Origin of the sequence: Tsukamurella sputi (assembly GCF_007858445.1) — a bacterium.
GTDB lineage: Bacteria > Actinomycetota > Actinomycetes > Mycobacteriales > Mycobacteriaceae > Tsukamurella > Tsukamurella sputi.
The window spans coordinates 130,097-154,994 of the sequence record NZ_VIGV01000001.1 but is presented as its reverse complement, the minus strand read 5'-3'; the positions used below and the strand labels follow the sequence as shown (position 1 = coordinate 154,994).

The window sequence follows — 24,898 nt, the reverse complement described above, 5'->3', positions numbered from 1 at the left end:
GTGGAGCGGGGTGCCTGCCGACGCGGGTCATCCCCTGTCGTCGGTCAGCAACTCGCGCAGTCGCTCGAGATCGGCGCGCACCGTCGCGCAGTCCCGCTCGAAGTCGGCCTCGGTCGCGCCGAGTCGCCGGACGGTGAACAGGATCTCAGCCCCGTCGGGATGCACGAGGACGCGCAACGGATTGTTCACGACGGTGCCGTCGGGAAGTGTCACATCGTGATCGAGTACGCCTAACGGATTGTCCGGGGCGAACCGCACCCGGACTTCACCCATCGGCGAGTCGGTGAGCAGATCGTCGCCGTCGGTCCGTACCCCGGTCGCGAGCCCCGCCGCCTAGCGGACGAGGTTGCGAGGATCGCGTGCGAACGCGTACACCTCTGCCGCGGGGCGGGGGATCACGACGCTGATGTGGCGGGACTCCTCGGTCATGGCGCCACGTTACCGAGGTGCGGCGTCGTATTCCGCGAACACGGTGCGCAGTAGACCGAGCGCAGTCTCCTTCTCGCCGGGCTCCTGGTAATAGCCGTTGGCGACCTGCTCGGCGATCAGTGACTCCGGCGTGAACTCCTGTCCGAATCGGTATGCGGCGAGCGCGTAGTCGAAGCCGACGTCGAAGGCGAAGCCGTCGCTCGTGAAGAGGGGGATGTCGTGGGTGGTGCAATATTCGATCAGGCCCGGCGCGACATGCCATTGCGCACCGTCGAACCAGAAGACGCCGCTGGCGTGGGGAAGTGACGCTCCCTCGTTGTCGCTGACGTTGAGGAACTCGTAGTTCTCCGGCTGATTCGCGACCATGGCGACGAGGTCCTCGGGGACGCCGCCGAACACGGCGCGTTGTTCTGCGAAGTCGCCGTCATAGAAGTTGAGGGTGCTCTCGTGCTCGTAGGTGAGCAGGAGTACGCGACCGTCGGCGGCGAAGAACCAGCCGGCCGCTTGCCCCCCGCCGTCGTTCCAGGCGAAGCGTTTCCCGCCGGGCACCTCGACCGGCTCGATGTCGTTCCAGGTGTCGACGATCGCCGCCCGCCGGCGGACCTCGGTGATCGACGTGCGCTGCAGTTCCTCCCACGTGCTCATGGTGTCATCGTGCCACATGTAGAGGAACGGCAACTTCTGCTGCAACAGCGTGTATCGATGGGGAATCGGTTCGCACAGCGCGGGGCACGGGCACCAGGATCCGGTTCGTCGAGATGGACCGGCGCAGGCCGCTTGCGGAGGTCGACGACGTGCCCGACGCCTCTGGAGGCGCCGAACCGCGACGACTGGGTTGCGGTTTCCGGTTCTGATCGATGTGCGCCGCGATGGGGCGGTGCACGGCGCGTCGGAACGTCGGGGGCACAATCCGAAGCGATGACGCACGCGGAGGGCGACGACGGGAGAACACCGATGGCGGCGGCACTCGACGGGATCGTGGTCGCGGACTTCAGCAGGGTTCTCGCCGGCCCGCTCGCCACGGTGATGCTGGCGGACCTCGGCGCGGACGTGATCAAGGTGGAGCGACCCGGCGCGGGTGACGACACGCGCCGCTGGGGGCCGCCGTGGACGGCCGCGACGAGCGCCTACTTCGAGGCGGCGAACCGGTCCAAACGCAGCATCGAACTCGACCTCGACGACCCCGGCGACCGCGGAGTCGCACGGGATCTGATCCGCCGCGCCGACGTCCTGGTCGAGAACTTCCGCACCGGCACCCTCGACGCGAAGGGCTTCGGCCCCGACGACCTGGCCGCGCTCAATCCGCGGCTGATCCACTGCTCCGTCACGGGATTCGGTTCCGGGGAGGGCGCCGCGCTGCCCGGCTACGACTTCCTCGTCCAGGCGGTCGGCGGGCTCATGAGCATCACCGGCGCCGCGGACGGCGACCCCATGAAGGCGGGAGTCGCCCTGGTCGACGTGCTCACTGCCAAGGACGCGGTGTCCGGCATCCTCGCCGCGCTCTACGAGCGCGAGCGATCCGGGCGCGGGCAGCGCGTCGAGGTGAATCTGCTTTCGTCGCTGCTGGGTTCGCTCGCGAACCAGGGCGCGAACTTCCTCGCGACGGGGGAGTCGCCGTCGAGGCAGGGCAACACGCATCCGTCGATCGCGCCGTACGAGACGCTGCGCTGCCGGGACGGGCTGCTCGCCGTCGCGTGCGGCAACGACGGGCAGTTCGCGCGCCTCGCCGCCACCGTCGGGCTGCCCGGGCTGGACGAGGATCCGCGTTTCGCGACCAACCCCGAGCGGGTCCGGCACCGCCCCGAGCTGGTCCGCCTCCTGGAGGAGGCTCTCGCCACGGAGACGGCGCGGACGTGGGTCGACAGGCTCACCGAGGCCGGCGTGCCCGCCGGCACCGTCGGCGACATCGGCTCGGGTTTCGCGCTCGCGGAGCGGCTCGGTCTCGATCCGCGGGTCCCGGTCGGCGACGGGGCGATCGACCAGGTGCGCAACCCGATCCGCTTCTCCCGCACCCCGGTGACCGACTATCGGCGGCCACCCGCGCTCGGCGAGCACAACGACGCCGTGCGTGCCGATCTCGCCGCCGAGGACTGAGGGCTACCGCCCCAGGTAAGCCCCGATCCACCGCGGCCCGACGCCGGCGGCCAGGAGTGCCAGCAGCACGATCCTCGCCTGCCCCGGCCGCAGTCGCCGCGACAGCAGCGCCCCGGCGGCGACGAGGTCGGCCGCGCCGCCGCCTCCGCCGTACGCGGCGTCCACCGCGCCGGAGGCGATCCGGGTGGACACGACGACCACCACGCCCGCATCCAGGGCGCGGCGCACCGCGTCCGCGAGGGCGACGGTGGTGTTGCCGCTGCCCGTGCCCGCGAGCACGATCCCGCGCGCCCCGGCCGCGACGGCGGCGTCGACCAGGGCACCATCGGCCCCGGGGTAGGAGGCCACGACGTCGACCCGGACGCCGGCGATCGGCGCGGGCTTGGTGAGCAGCCGGTGCGGCGCCGTACCTCGCAGCTCGGCGACCGGGATGCCGCCCGTGAAGGGCTGCGGCGCGGTGGTCGACACCTTCGCGAGCCCGCGCACCGTCTGCAACTCGCCGGCGAAGGACAGCAGTACACCGAGCCCTCGGTGCGCCGGATCGGCCGCGGCCGCGATCGCCTCGGCGAGGTTCGACGGCCCGTCGGTGACGGGCGAGTCGGCGGGGTGCTGAGCGCCGGTGAAGACCACCGGCCGGGGATCCGCGTGCGTGAGGTCGACGAGGAGGGAGGTCTCCTCCATCGTGTCCGTGCCGTGGGTCACCACCACGCCGGCCACGTCGGGAGAGGCGAGGGCGTCGGCGACGGCGTCGCGGATCAGATCCAGCTGATCGAGGGTCAGGGCGGAGGAGTCCACGGCGGTCACATCGCGCACCGTCACCCGGACCCCGGGGACGCCGCCCGCGGCGTCGACCAGGTCGGCGCCGGCGTCGGCGGGGACCGCGGCACCGGCGTCGTCGTGACGGCTGGCGATGGTGCCGCCGGTCGCGAGCACGATCACTTCAGGCATGCGAGCAGCATCGCACGCCGGGCGCGGGTTGCGGTGGCGCACGGTGCCACGTTTGGCATAGTGGAGGCGGCGGAGCAGGGGCCGGACGGAGGTGGATTTGTCGATGCGCGCACGGGTACTCATGGCCCCTGCGGTCGTGCTCGTGGGCCTGGCCTGCGGCGCGTGCAGCGGCCAGGACGCCGCATCGCCTTCCGGCGAACCCTCGGCCGCCTCGGTCCAGGTGACGGAGGCCCCGTCGTCCACGCCGGACCGCGCGCCCTCGACGCAGCAGCTCGAGGAGATGCTGAACCGGGCGGTCGATCCGCGGGTACCGCTCGAGGAGAAGGTCAGGCTGGTCCAGGGGGCGACCCCGGCCGACGGTCCGCTGTTCGACGAGCTGGTGAAGCTGCGTAAGGACAATCCGCAGGTCAGCTGGCACATCGGCCGGCCGGTACTGGAGCAGCCGGGGCTCGCGAAGGCCCAGTTCTCGGTCCTCATGGGCGGAACCAACCAGCTGGCCTACGCCTCGCTGGCCTTCGACGAGGGCAGCTGGAAGCTGCAGAAGTCGTACGCCTGCCAGATGATCATCCAGGTCGGGCGCGACTCGCCCTCCTGCCACTGACGCCCGTCGCCGCTACGCCGGGCCGAAGCGGTAGATACTGCCCGTCTTCTGCGTGAGCTTGCGGGCGGGATCGTCGCCCACCAGGGTGCGGCCGCCCTCCAGCTGCACCCCGCCCATCCCGAAGGCGCGTGCCGGATCGACCTCGATGGTCCCGTTGCCCTCGGAGGTGTAGCTCTCGATCGTCAGGGTGGTGTCGCTCCCGGGCACGCGGAAGACGGAGTCGTCGGGCGACTCGTCGACCTTCGCCGTGAGTTCGGGCCGCTCGACGCTGCCGCCCAGCGTGACCCGCATCGTCTGGGTGAGAGCGCTGTCGGCGCGGATCGCGCGGGTCACCGTCCAGGTGGCCCCGGTGCCGACCGGTTCGGCGGGGAGGGGGACCAGCCGCAGGAAGGTCTGCAGGAGCGCCTGCTCGAACGTGCTCTGCGCCTCGGTGGACACGCCGGGAGGCGCCGCCAGGGTGAAGGAGCGCACCTCGCCGCCGGCGGTCAGACGCACCCGCGCGACCGACCCCTCCTCGACCGTCAGCGCCTGGGTCGTCGCGGGATCGGTCGACCGCGGCGCCCCGAAGTACAGGTACACGTCGAGCGGATCGGCGCACGCGGGCTGCGCCGTGAGCGGCAGCGTCACATCGCGGTTGCCGCCCGAGGGCTGATCGCCCGCGACCTGGGAGACCTGGAGCGAGTTCGTGAACAGCGCGTACTCGGCCACCGCTGTGGGCCGGACCGTCACCGCTCGCGTCGGTCCGGACCCGGGATCGTCGAGCACGACCTTCGCCTGCGGCACGTCGACGGTGACCGCGTGGCCGGGCAGCGCAGGCGGCGTGACGAGGCAGCCGGCCGTCGCGGCCGGCGCCGCCACCGACTGCCGGGCGGTTGCCGATCCCGACGCCCCGGCGTTGGTGGAGTCACCGCCGCCGCACCCCGCGAGGGTCGCGCCGAGCGCCACCGTCGACACCGCCACCACCGGGACCAGCCGCAACCGCTTGCCATGCACACCGCCACCGTAGTGGATGATGGAGTCATGGATTCCCCCGCAAGCGCACGGCCGACCTGGTATCGGAGCCCGCGCATTCTCCTGGCGGTGGTCGCGATCGCGGTCTTCCTCATCGACCTGGCGGCCAAGACCACGGTGGTCCGGCACATGAGCCTGGGCGAGAGGATCCACGTGCTCGGCCCGTTCAGCCTGTACTTCGTGAAGAACCCCGGCGCGGCCTTCTCCATGGCCACCGGATACACGTGGGTTCTCACGCTGATCGCGGTGGGCGTCGTGGTGTGGATCTTCCGGATGGGGTCCAAGCTCACCTCGCTGCCCTGGGCACTCGGGCTCGGCCTGGTGCTCGGCGGCGCGCTCGGCAACCTCGCCGACCGCCTCTTCCGTGCGCCCGGCGTCTTCCGCGGGCACGTCATCGACTTCCTCTCCGTCGGCGACTGGTTCCCCGTCTTCAACACGGCTGACTCCGCGATCACCGTCGCCGCCGTGCTGCTGGTCGCACTCACGCTGTTCGGCCGCGACCCGTACGAGGGCTTCGGCGACAAGCGCACGCGAACCACCTCGGGGGCGTCCGGTGCCGCCGGCCGCACGACCACCGGATCGGAGGCCACCGATGCGTGAGTCGCGCACGATGCCCGTCCCCGACGGGCTCGACGGCCTGCGGGTCGACGCGGGCGTCGCCCGCCTGCTGGGGCTGTCCCGCACCGTCGTCTCCGAGTTGGCGGCCGAGGGATCCGTGACGCTGGACGGGGTCGCGGTCGGCAAGTCCGACAAGCTGCAGGCCGGGGCGTTGCTCGATGTGACGCTGCCCGAGCCCGCGCGCCCGCTGGAGATCGTCGCCGAGCCGGTGCCGGGGATGAACGTCCTCTACTCCGACGACGACATCGTCGTCGTCGACAAGCCCGTCGGCGTCGCCGCGCACGCCTCCGTCGGCTGGACCGGCCCGACGGTGATCGGCGGCCTCGCCGCCGCCGGCTTCCGCATCTCCACCTCGGGGGCGCCCGAGCGGCAGGGCATCGTGCACCGCCTCGACGTGGGCACCTCCGGCGTCATGGCCGTCGCCGTCTCGGAGCGCGCCTACACGGTGCTCAAGCGGGCGTTCAAGCAGCGCACCGTCGACAAGCGGTACCACGCGCTTGTGCAGGGCCACCCGGACCCGATGTCGGGCACCATCGACGCGCCGATCGGGCGGCACCGCAGCTCCGACTGGAAGTTCGCGGTCACCAAGGACGGAAAGCCGTCGATCACGCACTACGACACGATCGAGGCCTTCCAGGCCGCGACGCTGCTGGACGTGCACCTGGAGACCGGTCGTACGCACCAGATCCGTGTCCACTTCGCGGCGCTGCACCACCCGTGCTGCGGAGACCAGACCTACGGCAGTGATCCGGTGCTCGCGAAGCGGCTCGGCCTCGACCGTCAGTGGCTGCACGCCCGGACGCTCGGCTTCACGCACCCCACGAAGGGGGAGTACGTGGAGTTCACCTCGCCCTACCCCGACGACCTGCAGCACGCCCTGGACGTCCTGCGCGACGCGTGAGCCGCACGGGGACCGCCCGCGGGGCAGCGGGCTGGGGCGCGCTGCTCGTCGTCGCTCTGGGCCTGGCCTTCTGGCTCGGATCCGCGACACCGACCCCGTCGGTGCGGCCCGACGGTGACCGCCTCGGCCCCCAGTCCGGCCAGGCCGTCGCGGAGTACCTCGGGCAGGCCCGGGCGTCCCTGGCCGCCGCTCCCGCGGGCGAGCGGCGATGGGCCCTGATCTCCCCGGCCGCGGAGTGGACGCCCGACGAGGTGTGGGCACGGGCCGCCGGACTCGACCGGGTGGGCCGGGTGCTGGTGCGGGTGCGCATCCCCGGAGTCGCGACCCCGACGGCGACGGTGCCCCCCGGCCAGAGCGCGGAGGGCGTCCGGGCCGTGAACGAGCTCGCCGCGCTGGCGATGCCGGGCCTCGTCGCGCCTGGCGCGCGGGGTGAAGCGATTGCGCGGGTCACGGCATCGCGGCTGCGCGCCGCCGGGGTTCCGGCGGTGGTCGGCGTCGTGGTGTGGGGCACGGGCGACGCACTGCGCGCCGTCGCCGGGCGCCCCGGCGTCCGGTCCGTCCAGGTCCTCCCGCGCGACGGCGCCCGCTTCGGCGTCTCCGCGCTGCTCCCGTCCTACACCGAGACCGCGACCCCCGACCCCGATGACCGGCCGGTTCCAGCCCGATAGATTGCCCCGAGCCGAGAGGTATCTCACGATGTGAGAAACCTCTCCGGGATCGCGGAGTGATTACGCGCCATCGCGAACTAGCGTCGATGGCATGGGAACCGTGCATCGCAGCAGTGGATTCATCGCCCTTCCGGCGCAGGTGTTGTGGGACGCGCTGGTCGATCTCGAGCGGTTGCCGCGCTGGCAGCCCTTCGTGGTCTCGGCGGTGCTGCGCGACCCCGTCGCCCTCGGCGCTCGCCTCGACTGGACGCCGGAACTGCGCGCGTCGTGGATCCACCGCCGTTTCGCGCCGCCGGCCACCGTCGTGGAGTTCGAGCCGGAGCGCGCGCTCGCGATCGCGCAGGAGGAGCCGGCGGGGAACACCACGCTGCGCTGGACCCTCCGCCCGGTCGACCGCGGCACCGTCGTCGAGCAGGCCGTGACGGCCGACGGTCCGTCGGCGCCGCTCTTCGACCGCATGGTCGCCCGGCGGTTCGCCGCCGACGCCGATACGGCTCTGGCGCGACTGGCGATGCTGGCGGGCCCGCCGCGCGCCGCCGAACCGCTGAACGTCGTGATCGCCGGCGGCACCGGTGCGCTCGGTCGCCGTGTAGCGGCGGACCTCGTCCGGCGCGGGCACGACGTCACGATCCTGACGCGATCGATCCGTGCCGACGTCCCGTATCCGCAGGTCACCTGGGACGGCCGCACCGTCGGGGCGTGGTCGGCGGTGCTCGACGGGCCGAACACGGCGGTGATCAACCTCGCGGGCAAGCTGGTCGACTGCCGCCCGACCGCGGCGAACATCGCCGCGCTCACCTCCAGCCGCGTGGACGCCACACGCGCACTCGTCGAGGCGGCGCGCGGCCGCGGCGTCCGCCGCTGGGTACAGGCGAGCACCACAGCGATCTGGAGCGATGCGGGGGAGCGGTGGTGCACCGAGGACACCCCGCTCCCGGACCCGGGCCTCCCACAGATGACCGGCGTCGCTCGCCCCTGGGAGGAGGCCTCGGCCGACGCCGAGACCGCGCACCGCACGGTCCTGCGCACGTCGATCGTGCTCGACACCGACTCACCCGCGATGGCGAAGATGGTCGGCGTCACCCGGGCCTTCCTGGGCGGCAGCCTGGGCGACGGTCGCCAGTGGTTCAGCTGGATCCACCGCGACGACTGGCTCGCGGTGGTCCGGGCCGGCCTCGGCATCGAACCCGGCGTCGACCTGCCCGACGGGGTGGTCGTGGCCGCCGCGCCGAGCCCTGTCCGCAACGCCGACCTGATGGCGGCGCTGCGTCGCCACCTGCATCGTCCGTTCGCCCCGCCGACGCCCGCACCCGTGCTCGCACTCGGCGCGATCGGCATGCGGAGCGATCCCGCGCTCGGCCTCACGGGGCGGCATGCCACGTCGACGGTGCTGCCCGCCGCGGGCTTCCGGTTCGCGCACCCGACCCTGGACGGCGCGCTGGCCGACCTCCTCGGCTGATCCGGTCCGCGTCCGCAATCGACCGATTCGCGCGAGGCGAACGGAAAACCGATTGTGAGTGCGCACTCACTTCTGTAGTCTCAACATCGTGCCCGCGGCTAACGAAACCCGATCCCGCGCGCCGCACCTGCCACCCGACGAGCGGCGCGCGGCGCTGATCGCCGCTACCCGGGACGCGCTGCTGGAGTACGGCGCCGTGCCCACCACCAAGCAGATCGCGCAGCACGCGGGGGTCGCCGAGGGCACGATCTTCCGGGTCTTCGACTCCAAGGAGGATCTGCTCGACGCGGTGATGCTCGAGTCCTTCGATCCGGACGAACTTCTCGCCGAGATCGACGCCATCGACCCGGCTCTACCGCTGCGGACACGCCTCTACCGGTTCACCGAACTCGTCCAGGGGCGGTTCCAGCGGATCTTCGGCCTCATGGACGCCCTCGGGCTCGTCGCCCCGCCGCACGTGCGGGACCGGGACGCGCACCGTCGGGCGAAGGACGGCGGACCGGCGATCATGGCCCGGCTCCGCGGCGTGATCGGCGACGACGCCGATCAGCTGCGGGTCCCGCCGGAGGAGGCGATCCACCTCCTGCGGCTGCTCACCTTCTCGGGCAGCCACCCGCACATCAGCGAGGGCGCGATCCTCGCGCCCGAGCGCATCGTCGACGTTCTGCTCGACGGCATCGCCGCCCCGCACAGCGGCCCCGCCTCCGGCTCCGTCGGCCCAGCCCCCTCCGAGCGAAGGACCAGCCCCCAGTGACCCTGCTCAGACTCGTCGCCGCGCACCTGCGGTCCTATCGTCCCTGGCTGTGGGCCGTCGCGGCCTTCCAGCTGGTCAGCGTCGTCGCCAACCTCGTGCTGCCGAGCATCAACGCCAAGATCATCGACCTCGGTGTCACACCGGGGGACACCGGCTACATCTGGCGGATGGGCGGCATCATGCTCGTGATCACGCTGTTCCAGGTGATCGCCGCCGGCGGCGCGACGTACTTCGCGGCGCGCAGCGCCATGGCCTTCGGCCGCGACACCCGCCGCTCCCTCTTCGGGCGGGTCCGCACGTTCTCCGGCCGTGAGGTGTCCGGCTTCGGTGCCGCCTCGCTCATCACCCGCACCACCAACGACGTGCAGCAGGTGCAGCTCCTCGTGCTCATGACCTTGTCGATGATGATCCAGGCGCCGTTCATGGCCGTCGGCGGCGTCTTCATGGCGCTGCGCGAGGAGCCCGGCCTCGCCTGGCTCATGGTGGTCGCGGTCCCGGTCCTGGGCGCCGTGCTCGGTGCGGTGATCGCCAAGATGATCCCGGGCTTCCGGGCGGTGCAGACCCGGCTGGACTCGGTCAACAAGGTGCTGCGCGAACAACTCACGGGCGTCCGCGTGATCCGCGCCTTCGTCCGCGAGCCGGTCGAGCGCGAGCGGTTCGACGGCGCCAACACGGCCCTCACCGACGCCTCCGTCCGTGTGATGCGGCTGATGGCCGTCATGTTCCCGTGGGTGATGCTGGTGCTCAACCTCTCCACCGTCGCGGTGTGGTGGTTCGGCGCGCACCTGATCGCCGCCGGCACGGCGCAGATCGGCTCGGTCACCGCCTACATGCAGTACATGATGCAGATCCTCATGTCGGTCATGATGGCCACCTTCATGGTGATGATGATCCCGCGCGCCTCCGTGGCCGCCGAGCGCATCAGTGACGTGCTCGCCACCACCTCCACCGTCGCGCCGCCCGTGGACCCGGATCCGTTGCCCGCCATCACCGGTGTCGTCGAACTGGACGACGTCACCATGTGTTACCCGGGCGCGGCGAAGCCGGTGCTGCAGAACGTGAACCTGTCGGCGCGGCCCGGGCAGACGATCGCGATCATCGGATCCACGGGATCCGGGAAGTCGACGCTGATCAACCTCCTGGCGCGCCTGTTCGACGCCACCGGCGGGGCCGTGCGGTACGACGGTGTCGACGTGAAGGACCTGCGCGCCGACGCGCTGTGGGGCCACATCGGACTGGTGCCGCAGCGCGGATACCTGTTCAGCGGCACCGTCGCCGGCAATCTGCGCTTCGGCAATCCCGACGCTACCGACGAGGAGCTCGCCGAGGCGTTGCGCATCGCGCAGGCCGCGGACTTCGTCGCCGAGCTCGGCGGCCTCGACGCGCCGATCGCGCAGGGCGGCACCAACGTCTCCGGCGGGCAGCGCCAGCGGCTCGCGATCGCCCGGGCGCTCGTCGCCAAGCCCGCGGTCTACCTGTTCGACGACAGCTTCTCCGCGCTGGATCTCGCGACCGACGCGAAGCTGCGCGCCGCCCTGCGGCCCTACACCCGGGAGGCCACCGTCTTCATCGTCGGCCAGCGCATCTCGACGATCGCGAGCGCCGATCAGATCCTGGTTCTCGAGGACGGCGAGGTGGTCGGCCACGGCACCCACACCGAGCTGCTCGAGACCTGTCCCACCTATCAGGAGATCGCCGGCAGCCAGGCGACGGCGGGGAGCGCAGCATGACCGGACCCGGAGCACGCGCCGCCGCCGCGGCGACGGCGGGTTCGCCCGCCCAGAAGCCGATGACCTTCTGGCCCTCGCTGAAACGGCTGCTGGGCCGGCTGCGGGAACAGCGCTCGGCGATGACGGCGGCGGTGCTGCTGTCGATCGGCTCGGTCACGGCCGCGGTGATCGCGCCGAAGGTCGTGGGCTCCGCGGTCGACGCGATCTACGACGGCTTCCGCTCGCAGCTGCAGCACGGCCCCGGCATCGACTTCCACCGGGTGGGCACCATTCTCACCTGGGTGATCGCGCTCTTCGTCGCCAGCGGTGTGTTGCAGTACGCGCAGGGCTTCTTGCTCAACGGTGCGGTGCAGCGGGTCATGTACTCCCTGCGCCGCGAGGTCGAGGAGAAGCTGAATCGCCTTCCTCTGAGTTACTTCGACAAGCAGCCCCGCGGCGAACTGCTCTCCCGTGTGACCAACGACATCGACAACCTCGGCCAGTCGCTGACGCAGGCGCTGAGTCAGCTGATCGTCTCCGCGTTCACCGTGATCGGCGTGCTCGTCATGATGCTCGTCGTCTCGCCGCTGCTCACGGCCGTCGCGGTCGTCGTGATCCCGCTCATCGTGATCTTCGCGGGCCAGATCATGAAGCGCAGCCAGAAGCACTTCGTCGCGCAGTGGAAGTCGACGGGCGCGCTCAACGCGCAGGTCGAGGAAGCGTTCACCGGGCATGATCTGGTGACCGTCTACGGCCGGGGCGATGCGCTGCAGGAGCGCTTCGGCGCGGAGAACGACGCGCTCATGGAGGCGAGCTACAAGGCGCAGTTCCTCTCGGGTCTCGTGATGCCGATCAGCATGTTCGTCGGCAACCTCCAGTACGTGGCGGTGTGCGTGGTGGGCGGCCTGCGCGTCGCGGCGGGCGGCATGAGCCTGGGCGATGTGATCGCCTTCATCCAGTACTCGCGCCAGTTCACCCAGCCCGTCACGCAGATGGCGTCGATGGTGAACATGCTGCAGTCGGGTGTCGCCTCCGCTGAGCGCGTCTTCGCGATCCTCGACGCGGACGAGCAGTCGCAGGACCGGCCCGGCGCGCTGCCGGAGCCGACCCGGGGCCGTGTCGCCTTCGAGGACGTCTCCTTCGGCTACACGAGCGACGAGCCGCTCATCGAGGGCCTGAACCTCGTGGCCGAGCCGGGCCGCACCGTCGCGGTCGTGGGGCACACCGGTGCGGGCAAGACCACCCTGGTCAACCTGATCATGCGGTTCTACGAGCTCTCCGGCGGCCGGATCACGATCGACGGTGTCGACATCGCCGGCGTCGAGCGAGCCGACCTGCGCCGGCGCATGGGCATGGTGCTGCAGGACACGTGGCTCTTCGAGGGCACCATCATGGAGAACATCCGGTACGGGCGCCTCGACGCGACCGACGAGGAGGTCTACGCCGCCGCGCGCGCGACCTTCGTCGACCGTTTCGCGCACTCCCTGCCGGACGGCTACGACACCGTGCTCGACGACGAGTCCGGCAGCGTTTCGGCGGGCGAGCGGCAGCTCATCACCATCGCCCGGGCGTTCCTCGCCGAACCCGCGATCCTCATCCTCGACGAGGCCACCAGCTCGGTGGACACGCGCACCGAGGTGCTGCTGCAGCGCGCGATGCACGCCCTGCGGGCCGATCGCACCAGCTTCGTCATCGCGCACCGGCTGTCGACCATCCGCGATGCCGACGTCATCGTGGTGATGGATCACGGCCGGATCGTCGAGCAGGGGTCGCACGAGGAGTTGCTCGCGGCGGGTGGTCACTACGCCGGCCTGTACCGGGCGCAGTTCGAGGGCGTGGAGATCTGACGGGTCGACGACGGGCTCGTCGCCGGGATCGCGGCCGGGGGCGGGTTACGCTGGTGCTCGACGGACCGAACGGTGAGGGGCAGAAGCAGCGGACATGAGTGACGAACTCGCACCCGGGACGGTGATCGGCGGTTATCGGATCGAGCGGCGCCTGGGATCCGGGGGCATGGGGTCGGTCTACCTCGCCAAGCACCCGGAGCTTCCCCGGTACGACGCGCTCAAGGTCCTGGGCGCCGGGTACTCGGGCGACGAGGCCTTCCGCAAGCGCTTCCTGCGCGAGGCGGAACTGGCCGCGCGGCTCGATCACCCGAACGTCGTCACGATCTACAACCGCGGTACCGAGGGGCAGCGGTTGTGGATCGCCATGCAGTACGTCCAGGGCGACGACTGCGCGGTGCTGCTCAAGCGCAGCCCGTCGGGCCTGGAGCCGGCCACGGCCGTCGAGATCATCTCCCAGATCGGTCGCGGATTGGACCGCGCGCACCGCGCCGGCCTGTTGCACCGCGACATCAAGCCGGCCAACATCCTGGTGTCGGCGGGCGACGACGGCGACGATGCGGACGAGCGTCGTGCGCTGCTCACCGACTTCGGCGTCGCGAAGGGCGGCGAGGACACGTCCCAGCTCACCGCCGTCGGGACCGTTCTCGCGACGCTGGCGTACGCCTCGCCGGAGCAGCTGTGCGGTGAGGAGCTGGACTCGCGCTCCGACCAGTACTCGCTCGCGGCGACGTTCTTCCACCTGGTCACGGGGAAGGTGCCGTACACCGGTGCCAGCACCGATGCGGTGATCGACGCCCACTTCAACGCGCCCCCGCCGCGGATCTCGCAGATCCGGGAGGGCGTGCCGCCCGCCGTCGACGCGGTGGTGGCACGCGGACTCGCGAAGACCCCGGCGGAGCGCTTCGCGACCTGCAAGGAGTTCGCGATCGCGCTCAAATCGGCGATGGAGGCCCCGGTGTCGCGGCCCGCGCCGCGGCCGGTACCGCGCCCTGCGCCGCCCGGCTACGCACCGGGCCCGGGACACCCGTCCGGGCCCCAGCGCCCCGCGGCAGGTGCACACCCCGCAGCCGGCCCCCGCCCGTCCACGCCGATGCAGCGGTCCGTCGCGCCGGGCATCCGGGGGCAGGCGAACCGGCCCCCGTACCCGGCGTCGCGGCCGCAGCGGCCGGTCTCACCGCAGCCGTTGTACGGGGCGAGTACGGGAGCCCGGTCCGGTGCGATGCCGGCGCCGCCGGCCGTGCCGTCCGGTGCGATGCCGCGGCCGTCCGCCGGGCGGACCGAGCCCGCGAAGGCCCCCGCGGAGAGCGGGATGGGGCCACTCGTGCTGGTGCTCGTGGGAGTGGCGGTGGTCGCGTTACTGGTGTTGATCCTGGCCATCGCCTTCGGCTGACGATCGGCCGGACGTGTCGGTGGCAGCGCCTACACTGCGTAATGACAGCGATGAGATTCTTCACCGGAGGTGAGTAGCGCGTGAGCGGCTCGTTCGTGCATCTGCACAATCACACCGAGTACTCGATGCTCGACGGTGCCGCCAAGGTGGATCCGCTGTTCGCCGAGGCCAAGCGCCTGGGCATGACGGCGGTGGGCATGTCCGACCACGGCAACATGTTCGGCGCGTCGGACTTCTACAACACGGCGAAGAAGTACGACATCACCCCGATCATCGGGATCGAGGCGTACATCGCGCCGGAGTCGCGGTTCAACACCAAGCGGGTCCGGTGGGGCGACCCCTCGCAGAAGGGCGACGACGTCTCGGGTTCCGGCGCGTACACCCACATGACGATGGTGGCGGAGAACGCCACCGGACTGCGGAACCTGTTCAAGCTCAGCTCGCTGGCGTCGATCGAGGGCCAGCTGGGCAAGTGGTCCCGCATGGACGCGGAGATCATCGCGGAGCACGCCGAGGGCATCATCGCCACCACGGGCTGTCCGTCGGGCGAGGTGCAGACCCGCCTGCGGCTCGGGCACGAGCGGGAGGCGCTGGAGGCCGCCGCGAAGTGGCAGGAGATCTTCGGCAAGGAGAACTTCTACCTCGAGCTCATGGACCACGGCATCGATATCGAGCGCCGCGTCCGCGAGGGGCTGCTCACCATCGGCCGCCAGCTCGGGATCAAGCCGCTGGCCACGAACGACTGCCACTACGTCACCAAGGACAAGGCGGAGTCGCACGGCGCGCTCCTGTGCATCCAGACCGGCAAGACGCTGTCGGACCCCACGCGTTTCCAGTTCGACGGTGACGGCTACTACCTCAAGTCCGCGCAGGAGATGCGGGAGCTCTGGGACTCTCAGGTGCCCGGCGCGTGCGATTCCACGGTGGAGATCGGGGAGCGCGTCCAGTCCTACGCCGAGGTCTGGGAGCACAAGGACCGCATGCCCCGGTTCCCCGTGCCGGAGAACCACACGCAGGAGTCCTTCCTCGAGTCCGAGGTGATGGACGGCCTGAACCGCCGGTTCCCCGACGGTCCGCCCGCGGACTACGTCGAGCGGGCGAAGTACGAGCTCTCGGTGATCAACGAGATGGGCTTCCCGGCGTACTTCCTCGTCGTCGGTGACCTGATCGCGCACGCACACGAGGTCGGCATCCGCGTGGGGCCCGGCCGTGGTTCCGCGGCCGGCTCGCTCGTGGCCTGGGCGCTGGGCATCACCAACATCGATCCGATCCCGCACGGTCTGCTGTTCGAGCGGTTCCTCAACCCCGAGCGCGTCTCGATGCCCGATATCGACATCGACTTCGATGATCGTCGCCGCGGCGAGATGATCACGTACGCCTCGGAGAAGTGGGGCTCGGACAAGGTGGCCCAGGTCATCACGTTCGGCACCATCAAGACGAAGGCCGCCATCAAGGACTCGGCCCGCGTCATCTACGGCCAGCCCGGCTACTCCATCGCGGACCGGATCACCAAGGCGCTGCCGCCGCCCATCATGGCCAAGGACATCTCGGTCAAGGGAATCACCGATCCGGAGCACGAGCGGTACAAGGAGGCCGTCGAGGTCCGGCAGCTGATCGAGACGGATCCGGACGTCAAGAAGATCTACGACATGGCGCTCGGGCTCGAGGGCCTGATCCGCAACGCCGGCGTGCACGCCTGCGCGGTGATCATGTCCTGTGATCCGCTCACCGACGCGATCCCGGTGTGGAAGCGCGCACAGGATGGCGCGATCATCACCGGCTGGGACTACCCGTCGTGCGAGGCCATCGGCCTGCTGAAGATGGACTTCCTGGGCCTGCGCAACCTCACGGTCATCGGTGACGCGCTGGGCAACATCAAGCACAACCGCGGCATCGAGCTGGACATGGACCAGCTCCCGCTCGATGACGAGACCACCTACGAGCTGCTGCAGCGCGGCAACACGCTCGGCGTCTTCCAGCTCGACGGTGGCCCCATGCGCGATCTGCTGCGGCGCATGCAGCCCACCAAGTTCGAGGACATCGTGGCCGTCGGCGCGCTGTACCGGCCCGGCCCGATGGGCATGAACGCCCACAACGACTACGCGGATCGCAAGAACGGCCGGCAGCAGGTCAAGCCGATCCACCCGGAGCTCGAGGAGCCGCTGAAGGACATCCTCGCGGACACGTTCGGCCTGATCGTGTTCCAGGAGCAGATCATGCAGATCGCGCAGAAGGTCGCCGGGTACAGCCTCGGCCAGGCCGACATTCTGCGGCGCGCGATGGGTAAGAAGAAGAAAGAGGTCCTCGACGAGGCCTACGGCGGCTTCCAGCAGGGCATGCTCGACAACGGCTTCTCCCAGGCCGCGATCACCGCACTGTGGGAGACGGTTCTGCCCTTCGCCGGCTACGCGTTCAACAAGTCGCACGCCGCCGCGTACGGTCTCGTCTCGTACTGGACGGCCTACCTCAAGGCGAACTACCCGGCCGAGTACATGGCCGCGCTGCTCACCTCGGTCGGTGACGACAAGGACAAGGCCGCCATCTACCTCGGCGACTGCCGGCGCCTCGGCATCACCGTCCTTCCGCCGGACGTCAACGAGTCCTTCCACGCCTTCACCTCGGTCGGCGAGGACATCCGCTTCGGCTTGGGGTCGGTGCGCAACGTGGGCGAGGGCGTGGTCGCGTCCATCGTGAGCACGCGCGAGGAGAAGGGGAACTTCACGTCCTTCTCGGACTACCTCGCCAAGATCGAGGTCGCGGCATGCTCCAAGAAGGTCACCGAATCCCTCATCAAGGCGGGCGGTTTCGACTCGCTCGACCACCCGCGCAAGGGCCTGTTGCTGGTGCACGCCGACGCGATCGAGTCGGTGCTGTCCACCAAGAAGGCCGAAGCCGTTGGCCAGTTCGACCTCTTCGGCTCCATGGGCGAGGAGGAGGGCGCGGCCGGGCCGATCGACGACGTCTTCACCATCAAGGTCCCCGAGGAGGAGTGGGACGGCAAGCACAAGCTCGCCCTCGAGCGGGAGATGCTGGGCCTGTACGTCTCGGCGCACCCGCTCGACGGTGTCGAGCACGTGATCGCCGCGCAGACCGACACGGCGATCCCGGCCATCGTGGAGGGTGACGTCAAGGACGGCACCCAGGTCACCGTCGGCGGCATCCTGCAGTCGGTGAACCGTCGCGTGAACAAGAACGGCGCCCCCTTCGCGTCGGCGCAGATCGAGGACCTCTCCGGTGGTATCGAGGTGTTCTTCTTCCCGCAGGCCTACGCGGCGTACGGCGCCGAGGTCGTCGAGGACGCGGTGGTGCTGATCAAGGCCCGCGTGAACTTCCGGGACGACAAGGTCACGCTGATCGCGAACGACATCGCGCCCATCGACCTGTCCCAGATCGGCGTCGCGAAGCCGCTGTCGCTCACGATGCAGACCCGGGTGTGCACACAGGACAAGGTCTCCGCGCTCAAGCAGGTTCTGCAGCGTCACCCCGGTGTCTCGGACGTGCACGTCAAGCTCGTCAGCGGCGACAAGGCCACCACACTGCGGCTCGACGACACCCTCCGGGTGAACCCGTCGTCGTCGCTGATGGGGGATTTGAAGGCCCTGCTCGGCCCGAACTGCCTCGCGTGAGCGGGGCGGCCTCCGGGCCGTCGACGAAAACGCGCCGCTGAGGAGGTCCTCAGCGGCGCGTTCTCGTTCGTGCGATCAGGTGCGCGAGTGCACCGCACGGGCCGCCCACCAAACGGTGACGCCGACGCCGGCGGCGATGAGCACCGCGGGGGCGAGCGAGGCGCCGCCCGTCGCGAGAGTGAGCAGGACGCCGAGGGCCAGGACCACCAACGCGGCGACCAGGGCTTCCGCCTTGTAGCGGGGCCACGCGACACCGAAGACGTCGACGGTGGACCGCCGCGCTGCGGCGCGGTTGGCGGAAGTCGAAGATCCGGTGATGGTGGTCATGGTCTTCACCATAGCCTGTGACAAATGTTTCGGCTACCCGAACTCACGCTCGGGCTGGTCGGTCTGGGATGATGGGACGCGTGTTGCGCTGGATAACCGCTGGAGAATCGCACGGCCCCGCCCTCGTGGCCCTCGTGGAGGGCATGGTCGCGGGCGTCGAGGTCACGTCGTCGGACATCGCCGCCCAGTTGGCGCGTCGGCGCCTGGGGTACGGCCGTGGTGCGCGCATGAAGTTCGAGGCCGACAAGGTGACCATCCTGGGCGGTGTCCGGCACGGGCGTACCCAGGCCGGTCCGGTGGCCATCGAGATCGGCAACACCGAGTGGCCCAAGTGGGAGCAGGTCATGTCGGCCGATCCCGTCGATCAGGACCTGCTCGACGGGATGGCGCGCAATGCGCCGCTCACGCGCCCGCGACCCGGCCACGCGGATTACTCGGGCATGCTCAAGTACGGCTTCGACGACGCCCGGCCCGTCCTCGAGCGCGCGAGCGCCCGCGAGACCGCGGCGCGCGTCGCGGCCGGCACCGTCGCCCGCAACTTCCTGCGGCAGGCCTTCGGTGCCGAGGTCGTCAGCCACGTCATCTCCATCGGTGCGTCGGAGCCGTACGTGGGCCCGACCCCGTCGGGTGCGGACCTGGAGCGGATCGACTCCTCTCCGGTGCGCGCCTTCGACGAGGCCGCCGAGAAGTCGATGATCGCCGAGATCGAGGCCGCCAAGAAGGACGGCGACACCCTCGGCGGCGTCGTCGAGGTCGTCGTCACGGGTCTGCCCGTGGGCATCGGTTCGGTGGCCTCGGGCGAGAGCCGCCTGGACGCGCGCCTCGCGTCAGCCCTGATGGGGATCCAGGCGATCAAGGGCGTCGAGGTGGGCGACGGCTTCGAGACGGCCCGGCGCCGCGGCAGCGCCGCGCACGACGAGATGCTGCCCGACAAGGGCGGCGTACTCCGCTCGACGAACCGCGCGGGCGGCGTCGAGGGGGGCATGACCAACGGTGAGGAACTGCGCGTGCGTGCGGCGATGAAGCCGATCTCGACGGTCCCGCGCGCGCTGCGCACCATCGACATGCAGACCGGCACCGAGGCCGTCGCGATCCACCAGCGCAGCGACGTCTGCGCAGTGCCCGCCGCGGGTGTGGTGGCCGAGGCGATGGTGGCGCTCGTCGTCGCGCAGGCGGCACTCGAGAAGTTCGGCGGCGACAGCCTCGCCGAGACCCGCAGCAACATTGAGCGGTACTCCGAGCAGGTGGCGGCGCGGTTGCAGCGGGTGACGCCCGAGGCGATCTGATGGCCGTCGCGCCCGGCCGGGAGCCGGGGCCCGCGGCGATCCTGATCGGCCCGCCCGGGGCGGGGAAGACGACCATCGGTCGGCGCTTGGCCCGGGCCCTGCGCGTCGATTTCCTCGACGTCGACGAGGAGATCGAGCGCCGCGAGGGGCGGTCCATCCCGCAGATCTTCGCCGGCGACGGCGAGCCCGCCTTCCGGGCGATCGAGGAGGAGGTCGTCGCGGACGTGGTCGCGCACCATCCGGGCGTCGTCTCGCTCGGCGGCGGCGCGGTGCTCTCGGAGACCACCCGGACACTGCTGCGCCGGCACCAGGTCGTCTACCTCGAGCTGACCGAGGAGGAGGGGATCCGCCGCACGGTCGGCTCGTCGCGTCCGCTCCTCAAGGGCGACGATCCGGCGGCCGCGTACCGTGCGCTCATGGCGCGACGCACGCCGATCTACCGCGAACTCGCGACGATCCGCGTCTCCACCGTGGGGCGCGCTCCCTCGTCCGTCGTCCGACAGGTGCAGCGCCGCCTGAAGGACACCGCTCCCGGCCGGGAGCGCCGCGGTCCCTGGCCGAAGCTGCCCGCCGTCCTGCGTACGTCCACCAAGAATCGATCGGAGTAGTAGATGAGCGAGAACCCGGTGAAGGTCCGCGTCAACGCCGCGGACCCCTACGACGTGGTGATCGGCCGCGGACTGCTCGACGAGACCGTCGCGGCGGCGGGGGAGGCCACCAAGGCCGCGATCTTCTACCAGCCGACTCTCGGCGAGACCGCCGAGGCGCTCCGGCAAGCGCTGGCCGACAAGGGGATCGACGCGCACCGCATCGAGCTACCCGACGCCGAGGCCGGTAAGGATCTGCAGGTCGCCGGGTTCTGCTGGGAGGTGCTCGGCCGCATCGGCCTGAGCCGCCAGGACGTGATCTACAGTCTGGGCGGAGGCGCCGCGACCGACGTCACCGGCTTCGTGGCCGCCACGTGGATGCGCGGCGTGCCGGTCGTGCACATCCCCACCACGCTGCTCGCGATGGTCGACGCGGCCGTGGGCGGCAAGACCGGCATCAACACCGACGCAGGCAAGAACCTGGTGGGTTCCTTCCACGAGCCGCGCGCCGTGATCGTCGATCTCGTGACGCTGGAGACGGTGCCGCGCAACGAGATCGTGGCCGGGATGGCCGAGGTCATCAAGACCGGCTTCATCGCCGATCCGGTGATCCTCGAGCTGATCGAGAAGGATCCCCAGGCCGCGCTCGATCCGACCGGCGACGTGTTGCCCGAGCTGGTGCGCCGCTCCATCGAGGTCAAGGCGAAGGTCGTCTCCGCCGATCTCAAGGAGTCGTCACTGCGCGAGATCCTCAACTACGGCCACACGTTGGCCCACGCGCTCGAGCGCCGCGAGCGCTACCGCTGGCGCCACGGCGCCGCCGTCTCCGTCGGCCTGATCTACGCCGCCGAGCTCGGCCGCCTCGCCGGGCGCCTCGACGACGACACCGCCGATCGGCACCGTCGGGTCCTCGAGTCCGTGGGGCTTCCCACGAGCTACGACGCCGACGCCTTCGGGCAGCTCCTCGAGTACATGGGTAAGGACAAGAAGAACCGCGCAGGGATGTTGCGATTCGTGGTGCTCGACGGTCTGGCGCGCCCCGGCCGGCTCGAAGCGCCGGACCCCTCGCTGCTGGTGGCCGCCTACTCCGCCGTCGCCAAGGAGGGCACGCAGCCCACGGGTTCCGTGCTCCTGTAGGCCTACAGTCCGAGCAGGTCGGCGATGCGGTCGAGGGTGTAGTCGAACATCGCGTCCGCGGGCTCGAGCGTGTTCGCGAACTGGCCGAACAGCTCGAAGCTCACGGCGCCGAAGAGCTGGGTCCAGGCCAGGAGACCGAGCGCGAGCTGCGCGGGCTCGGCGTCCGGTGCCACCGCCTCGGCGACGGCGCGGAGCTGCTCCGCGTACACCCCCGACGGTGCGGGCGCATCGCCGCGCCCGCATGCGGCGATCCGGGCCAGCACGCCCGACGTACGGATCGCGGCGGCGGTCGTCTCCGCGGGGGCGTGGTAGCCGGGCACGGGCGACCCGTAGAGCAGCGTGTACTCGTGCGGGTTCGCTCGCGCCCAGTCACGGACCGCGTGTCCTGCCGCGCGCCACCGTTCCCGAGGGCCGCCGGCCGCCGCATCGGCGGCCTCCACCGCGTCGCCGAGCGCGGAGTAGGCGTCCGTGATCAGCGCGGTGAGCAGGGCGTCGCGGCTGGGGAAGTATCGGTACACCGCGGATGACGCGAGGCCGAGGTCGCGCGCCACAGCGCGGAGGGAGAGCGCCGCCGCGCCGACCTCGCGGAGCTGGTCCCGGGCGCTGCGGGTGATCTCGGCGGTCAGTTCGGCGCGCGCACGTTCTCGGGCGGTCAGAGAGGCGTTCATCGGTCGATCATCGCACCGATCCGAAACGAGAGCACTGCTCTTGACAATCGCGTGTCGTGAGGTTAGCATGGATCTGAAACAAGAGCACTGCTCACACTCGGAGGATCTCATGACCGCAGCCGCCGCCGACCGCGTCCGTCCCGGCCGCACCGCCACCGCGTTCAACAACACCGTCGCATGGCTCGCCCGCCGTGGCGTCTCCGTCTACGGCAGCCGCGAGCTCGCGGTGCGCGGGCGTACGTCGGGGGAGTGGCGCACCGTCCCCGTCAACGTCCTCGTGGTCGACGGTGCCGAGTACCTCGTCGCCGCGCGCGGTGTCACCCAGTGGGTCCGGAACATGCGCGCCGCCGGCGGGGGTGAGCTGCGGCTCGGTCGCGCCGTCGAGTCGTTCAGCGCGACCGAGGTGATCGATCCGGGTGCGAAGGTTCCGGTGCTCCGCGCCTATCTGCGGAAGTGGGCCTGGGAGGTCGGCGCCTTCTTCCCGGGGCTCAGTGCTGAGAGCTCGGACGCCGAGCTCGCGGCCGCGGCGACCCGCTACCCGGTGTTCACGGTCGAGCGGCGCTGACCTGCCGGCCTCGATCCCGCCCGCTCGGTGGTCGCGTGGAACGAGGCGGTCGAACGTGCGGCGGAAGCGGGCGACCGCACCGGGGCCGTCGACGGCCGTTGTGGTGTGCCGTGACACGGCCGGCTGCATCCCGGGTCCGAGCGGGACCGGCGCCGTGGTGAGCGCGCCATGACGATGCCGTTCCTCGGCGGAACACGCGGCCTTCCCCTGTCTTTCGAAACACGTTCGGAACCCACCGGTAGCAACGTCCATGGTCGCCCGATCGTCGGCCCCGCCTCCCGCCCATCGGTGAGGGGCGGGGCCGGCGTCGTTCTCGGAGTCGACGGGGTTGCACTCGGAGCGAGTCGGTGACTGAATGCGATTCAAAGAATCGAGCGAATCGACATTCGATGTGACCGTCATCTAACAATGTATCAGTGTACGGAATTGGTCCGAATTTTCGTTGTGCAACCTCGAGGAATGTGCAATCGCAGAGTTCTGTGCGCAGAATGGCTTTGTTGGAGCCTCGAATGGCTGCGGTGGCCGATTGTTGATGCGATCGCGAAGCCATGACTGGACAGGATTGCGAGCTTGATGCCTGTCATAGGGATCGCAACCGGCGTCCGAGTTAGCCGCCGAGCGGCGCACAATCGAACGAAGGATTCGGTTGAGCCGCCTAGGAATTCGTCTGAGAATGGTTGTAACGTTGCCGCGTCACCGCGAGATACGTCGGCTGAGTCAATTCGAATTCGAGTCTCCAGTTCTTCAGGAAGCGGGGAAGTTGGTGGTGATTCTTCGTCGCCGCGTCGGTGTCGGCTCGCCGCAACCGGCGACCGGCTCTGCGGCATTGGTACGACCGGTCGCGCATCAGGCGCGGCATATTCACCGCGTTCGGCTCGCCGACACCGTGGTCATCACGGCCGCCGTTCTACTGGCCCAGGTGCTCCGCTTCGGGGGAGATCTGTTCGCGCAATTCGAGCAGACGCCGGTGCCGATCGTCGTCTTCTCCGCAGGACTCGTCCTGCTCTGGAAGATCGCGTTGCACCTGTCGCAGGCGGACGACGAGCGCGTCATCGGTTCCGCTGTGGCCGAGTACAACAGCGTGCTGACAGGCAGTCTCGGTCTGGTCGGCTGCCTCGCGCTCGTGGGCATGGTCACCAACTTCGTCTTCGCCCGCGGATTCTGGGCCCTGGCTTTCGGACTGGGAGTCGTGGGTCTGCTCGCGTCCCGGACGGTGTGGCGGCGCAGGGTGTGCGCCGAGCGCCGCTCCGGGCGCCTCGTCACGTCCCTGCTGGTTCTCGGCGACACGGCCTCCGCGCGGAGGTTTCTCGCCTCGGTGCGGGCGAATCCCGATCGCGGATACCGCGTGGAGGGCGTGGTCCTCTCGGATGCCGTCGACCGCGCGCCCTACCGGGACGACATGCCGGTCGTCTTCCCCGACCTCGAGGCCGGACTGGCGGCGCTGCGCGGTCGGGAGCAACGGGCAGTGGCGCTGACTGCGATCGACGCGCTCGAAGTCGCCGCGATGCGCGAGTTGACGTGGCGGCTCGACGAATTGCAGATCGACCTCATGGTGGCGCCGGGGCTGCTGACGATCGCTGGACCACGCGTCACCTTCCGCTCCGACACCGGTCTGCCGCTGATGCACATCGAGCGCCCGCGGTACGTGCGCGCGACGACCGCGATGAAGCGCTCGTTCGACCTCCTGGTCGGCGCCGGTCTGCTCGTCGCCTTCGCGCCGGTGCTCATAGCGGTGGCCCTGGCCATCAAGATCGGTGACGGTGGACCCGTCTTCTACCGGGCGGAACGGATGGGGCTGGCGGACAGGCCGTTCGGCATGTGGAAGTTCCGCACCATGGTGGTCGGTGCGGACCGGATGCTCGCCGAGCTCGCCGACCGCAACGAGGCGGCGGGCGTGCTGTTCAAGATTCGCGATGATCCGCGCGTCACGCGGGTGGGGAGAATGCTGCGCCGCTACAGCATCGATGAACTGCCGCAGTTGTTCAACGTCCTCGGCGGCACGATGAGCCTGGTCGGGCCTCGCCCGCCGCTGCTCTCGGAGGTCGCAGCCTACGACGCCATCACCACGAAACGGATGCTGGTGCGACCCGGGATGACGGGCCTGTGGCAGGTCTCGGGACGTAGCAACCTCTCCTGGGAGGAGACCGTGCACCTCGACCTGAGCTACGTCGAGAACTGGTCCCTCGCAGCCGATCTCCAGATCCTCTGGCGCACGTTCCGCGCCGTTCGCGACCACCACGGCGCCTACTGATCGCCACCCCCTTCCACCTCCG

The 24,898-nt window shown here is 70.4% G+C and carries 21 protein-coding genes and 1 pseudogene; 16 read left to right on the top strand and 6 right to left on the bottom strand.

Going from position 1 to position 24,898, the window contains the following annotated elements; genetic code table 11:
• Window positions 1–27: 27 nt before the first annotated feature.
• Together FK268_RS00755 and FK268_RS00750 are read right to left on the bottom strand one after the other, a co-directional pair.
• A pseudogene (locus FK268_RS00755) lies at window positions 28–429 on the bottom strand (SRPBCC family protein).
• Between the two features lie 9 nt (window positions 430–438).
• Window positions 439–1,074 (bottom strand): hypothetical protein, encoded by a 636-nt coding sequence (locus FK268_RS00750; RefSeq protein WP_146430223.1) that lies wholly within the window; start codon window positions 1,072–1,074, stop codon window positions 439–441.
• Window positions 1,075–1,347: 273 nt separating this feature from the next.
• On the opposite strand from FK268_RS00750, the gene FK268_RS00745 reads away from it, so the two are divergent.
• On the top strand, window positions 1,348–2,523 hold the full coding sequence (locus FK268_RS00745; protein ID WP_231706863.1) for a CaiB/BaiF CoA transferase family protein: 1,176 nt from the start codon (window positions 1,348–1,350) through the stop codon (window positions 2,521–2,523).
• Window positions 2,524–2,526: 3 nt separating this feature from the next.
• Here the strand turns inward: FK268_RS00745 and FK268_RS00740 are convergent, their stop codons facing one another.
• A complete protein-coding gene (locus FK268_RS00740; RefSeq protein WP_146430221.1) occupies window positions 2,527–3,471 on the bottom strand; it encodes an asparaginase in 945 nt (314 codons plus the stop codon).
• A gap of 103 nt (window positions 3,472–3,574) precedes the next feature.
• Here FK268_RS00740 and FK268_RS00735 point away from each other — a divergent pair, with 103 nt between their 5' ends.
• Window positions 3,575–4,072: a WKL family lipoprotein gene (locus FK268_RS00735; protein WP_146430219.1), complete on the top strand. Its 498-nt coding sequence runs from the start codon at window positions 3,575–3,577 to the stop codon at window positions 4,070–4,072.
• Between the two features lie 12 nt (window positions 4,073–4,084).
• On the opposite strand, the gene FK268_RS00730 is transcribed toward FK268_RS00735, so the two are convergent.
• The gene (locus FK268_RS00730) at window positions 4,085–5,065 is read right to left on the bottom strand and encodes a hypothetical protein (protein ID WP_146430217.1); all 981 of its coding nucleotides are present in this window, start codon (window positions 5,063–5,065) and stop codon (window positions 4,085–4,087) included.
• Between the two features lie 27 nt (window positions 5,066–5,092).
• Here FK268_RS00730 and lspA point away from each other — a divergent pair, with 27 nt between their 5' ends.
• From lspA to dnaE, 9 genes are all read left to right on the top strand, one after another.
• Window positions 5,093–5,683: a signal peptidase II gene (gene lspA, locus FK268_RS00725; RefSeq protein WP_146430215.1), complete on the top strand. Its 591-nt coding sequence runs from the start codon at window positions 5,093–5,095 to the stop codon at window positions 5,681–5,683.
• Window positions 5,676–6,602 carry an RluA family pseudouridine synthase gene (locus FK268_RS00720; RefSeq protein WP_146430213.1) on the top strand — a complete coding sequence of 309 codons (927 nt, stop codon included), beginning with the start codon at window positions 5,676–5,678 and terminating at the stop codon, window positions 6,600–6,602. The genes lspA and FK268_RS00720 overlap by 8 nt, the downstream gene beginning before the upstream one ends.
• Complete coding sequence (locus tag FK268_RS00715; RefSeq protein WP_146430211.1) at window positions 6,599–7,270, top strand: hypothetical protein; 672 nt, start codon at window positions 6,599–6,601, stop codon at window positions 7,268–7,270. The genes FK268_RS00720 and FK268_RS00715 overlap by 4 nt, the downstream gene beginning before the upstream one ends.
• A gap of 91 nt (window positions 7,271–7,361) precedes the next feature.
• Entirely contained in the window at window positions 7,362–8,729 is a 1,368-nt protein-coding gene (locus FK268_RS00710) for a DUF1731 domain-containing protein (protein ID WP_146430209.1), read from the top strand.
• A gap of 88 nt (window positions 8,730–8,817) precedes the next feature.
• Window positions 8,818–9,483 carry a TetR/AcrR family transcriptional regulator gene (locus tag FK268_RS00705; protein WP_158636010.1) on the top strand — a complete coding sequence of 222 codons (666 nt, stop codon included), beginning with the start codon at window positions 8,818–8,820 and terminating at the stop codon, window positions 9,481–9,483.
• Window positions 9,480–11,213 carry an ABC transporter ATP-binding protein gene (locus tag FK268_RS00700; protein WP_231706862.1) on the top strand — a complete coding sequence of 578 codons (1,734 nt, stop codon included), beginning with the start codon at window positions 9,480–9,482 and terminating at the stop codon, window positions 11,211–11,213. Before FK268_RS00705 ends, FK268_RS00700 begins: the two co-directional genes overlap by 4 nt.
• Window positions 11,210–13,039: an ABC transporter ATP-binding protein gene (locus FK268_RS00695; RefSeq protein ID WP_146430204.1), complete on the top strand. Its 1,830-nt coding sequence runs from the start codon at window positions 11,210–11,212 to the stop codon at window positions 13,037–13,039. The genes FK268_RS00700 and FK268_RS00695 overlap by 4 nt, the downstream gene beginning before the upstream one ends.
• A gap of 94 nt (window positions 13,040–13,133) precedes the next feature.
• Window positions 13,134–14,429 (top strand): serine/threonine-protein kinase, encoded by a 1,296-nt coding sequence (locus tag FK268_RS00690; RefSeq protein ID WP_146430201.1) that lies wholly within the window; start codon window positions 13,134–13,136, stop codon window positions 14,427–14,429.
• Between the two features lie 80 nt (window positions 14,430–14,509).
• Entirely contained in the window at window positions 14,510–18,055 is a 3,546-nt protein-coding gene (gene dnaE / locus FK268_RS00685) for a DNA polymerase III subunit alpha (RefSeq protein ID WP_146430199.1), read from the top strand.
• A 75-nt stretch (window positions 18,056–18,130) separates the two neighbouring features.
• Here dnaE and FK268_RS00680 read toward each other — a convergent pair whose 3' ends face one another.
• On the bottom strand, window positions 18,131–18,382 hold the full coding sequence (locus FK268_RS00680) for a hypothetical protein (protein ID WP_146430198.1): 252 nt from the start codon (window positions 18,380–18,382) through the stop codon (window positions 18,131–18,133).
• An 80-nt stretch (window positions 18,383–18,462) separates the two neighbouring features.
• Here FK268_RS00680 and aroC point away from each other — a divergent pair, with 80 nt between their 5' ends.
• From aroC to aroB, 3 genes are read left to right on the top strand one after another with little or no spacing between them, the layout of a single operon-like run.
• On the top strand, window positions 18,463–19,668 hold the full coding sequence (gene aroC, locus FK268_RS00675; protein WP_146430197.1) for a chorismate synthase: 1,206 nt from the start codon (window positions 18,463–18,465) through the stop codon (window positions 19,666–19,668).
• A complete protein-coding gene (locus tag FK268_RS00670; protein WP_146430194.1) occupies window positions 19,668–20,276 on the top strand; it encodes a shikimate kinase in 609 nt (202 codons plus the stop codon). The genes aroC and FK268_RS00670 overlap by 1 nt, the downstream gene beginning before the upstream one ends.
• Window positions 20,277–20,279: 3 nt before the next feature.
• Complete coding sequence (aroB, locus tag FK268_RS00665) at window positions 20,280–21,392, top strand: 3-dehydroquinate synthase (RefSeq protein ID WP_146430192.1); 1,113 nt, start codon at window positions 20,280–20,282, stop codon at window positions 21,390–21,392.
• Window positions 21,393–21,394: 2 nt separating this feature from the next.
• Here aroB and FK268_RS00660 read toward each other — a convergent pair whose 3' ends face one another.
• Complete coding sequence (locus FK268_RS00660) at window positions 21,395–22,060, bottom strand: TetR/AcrR family transcriptional regulator (RefSeq protein ID WP_146430190.1); 666 nt, start codon at window positions 22,058–22,060, stop codon at window positions 21,395–21,397.
• 109 nt (window positions 22,061–22,169) lie between these two features.
• Between FK268_RS00660 and FK268_RS00655 the strand changes: the two genes are divergently transcribed.
• Both FK268_RS00655 and FK268_RS00650 read left to right on the top strand, forming a co-directional pair.
• Window positions 22,170–22,625, top strand: a complete 456-nt coding sequence (locus FK268_RS00655) for a nitroreductase/quinone reductase family protein (RefSeq protein ID WP_146430188.1) — start codon at window positions 22,170–22,172, stop codon at window positions 22,623–22,625.
• 886 nt (window positions 22,626–23,511) lie between these two features.
• The gene (locus tag FK268_RS00650) at window positions 23,512–24,876 is read left to right on the top strand and encodes a sugar transferase (RefSeq protein ID WP_231706861.1); all 1,365 of its coding nucleotides are present in this window, start codon (window positions 23,512–23,514) and stop codon (window positions 24,874–24,876) included.
• Window positions 24,877–24,898 lie beyond the last annotated feature (22 nt).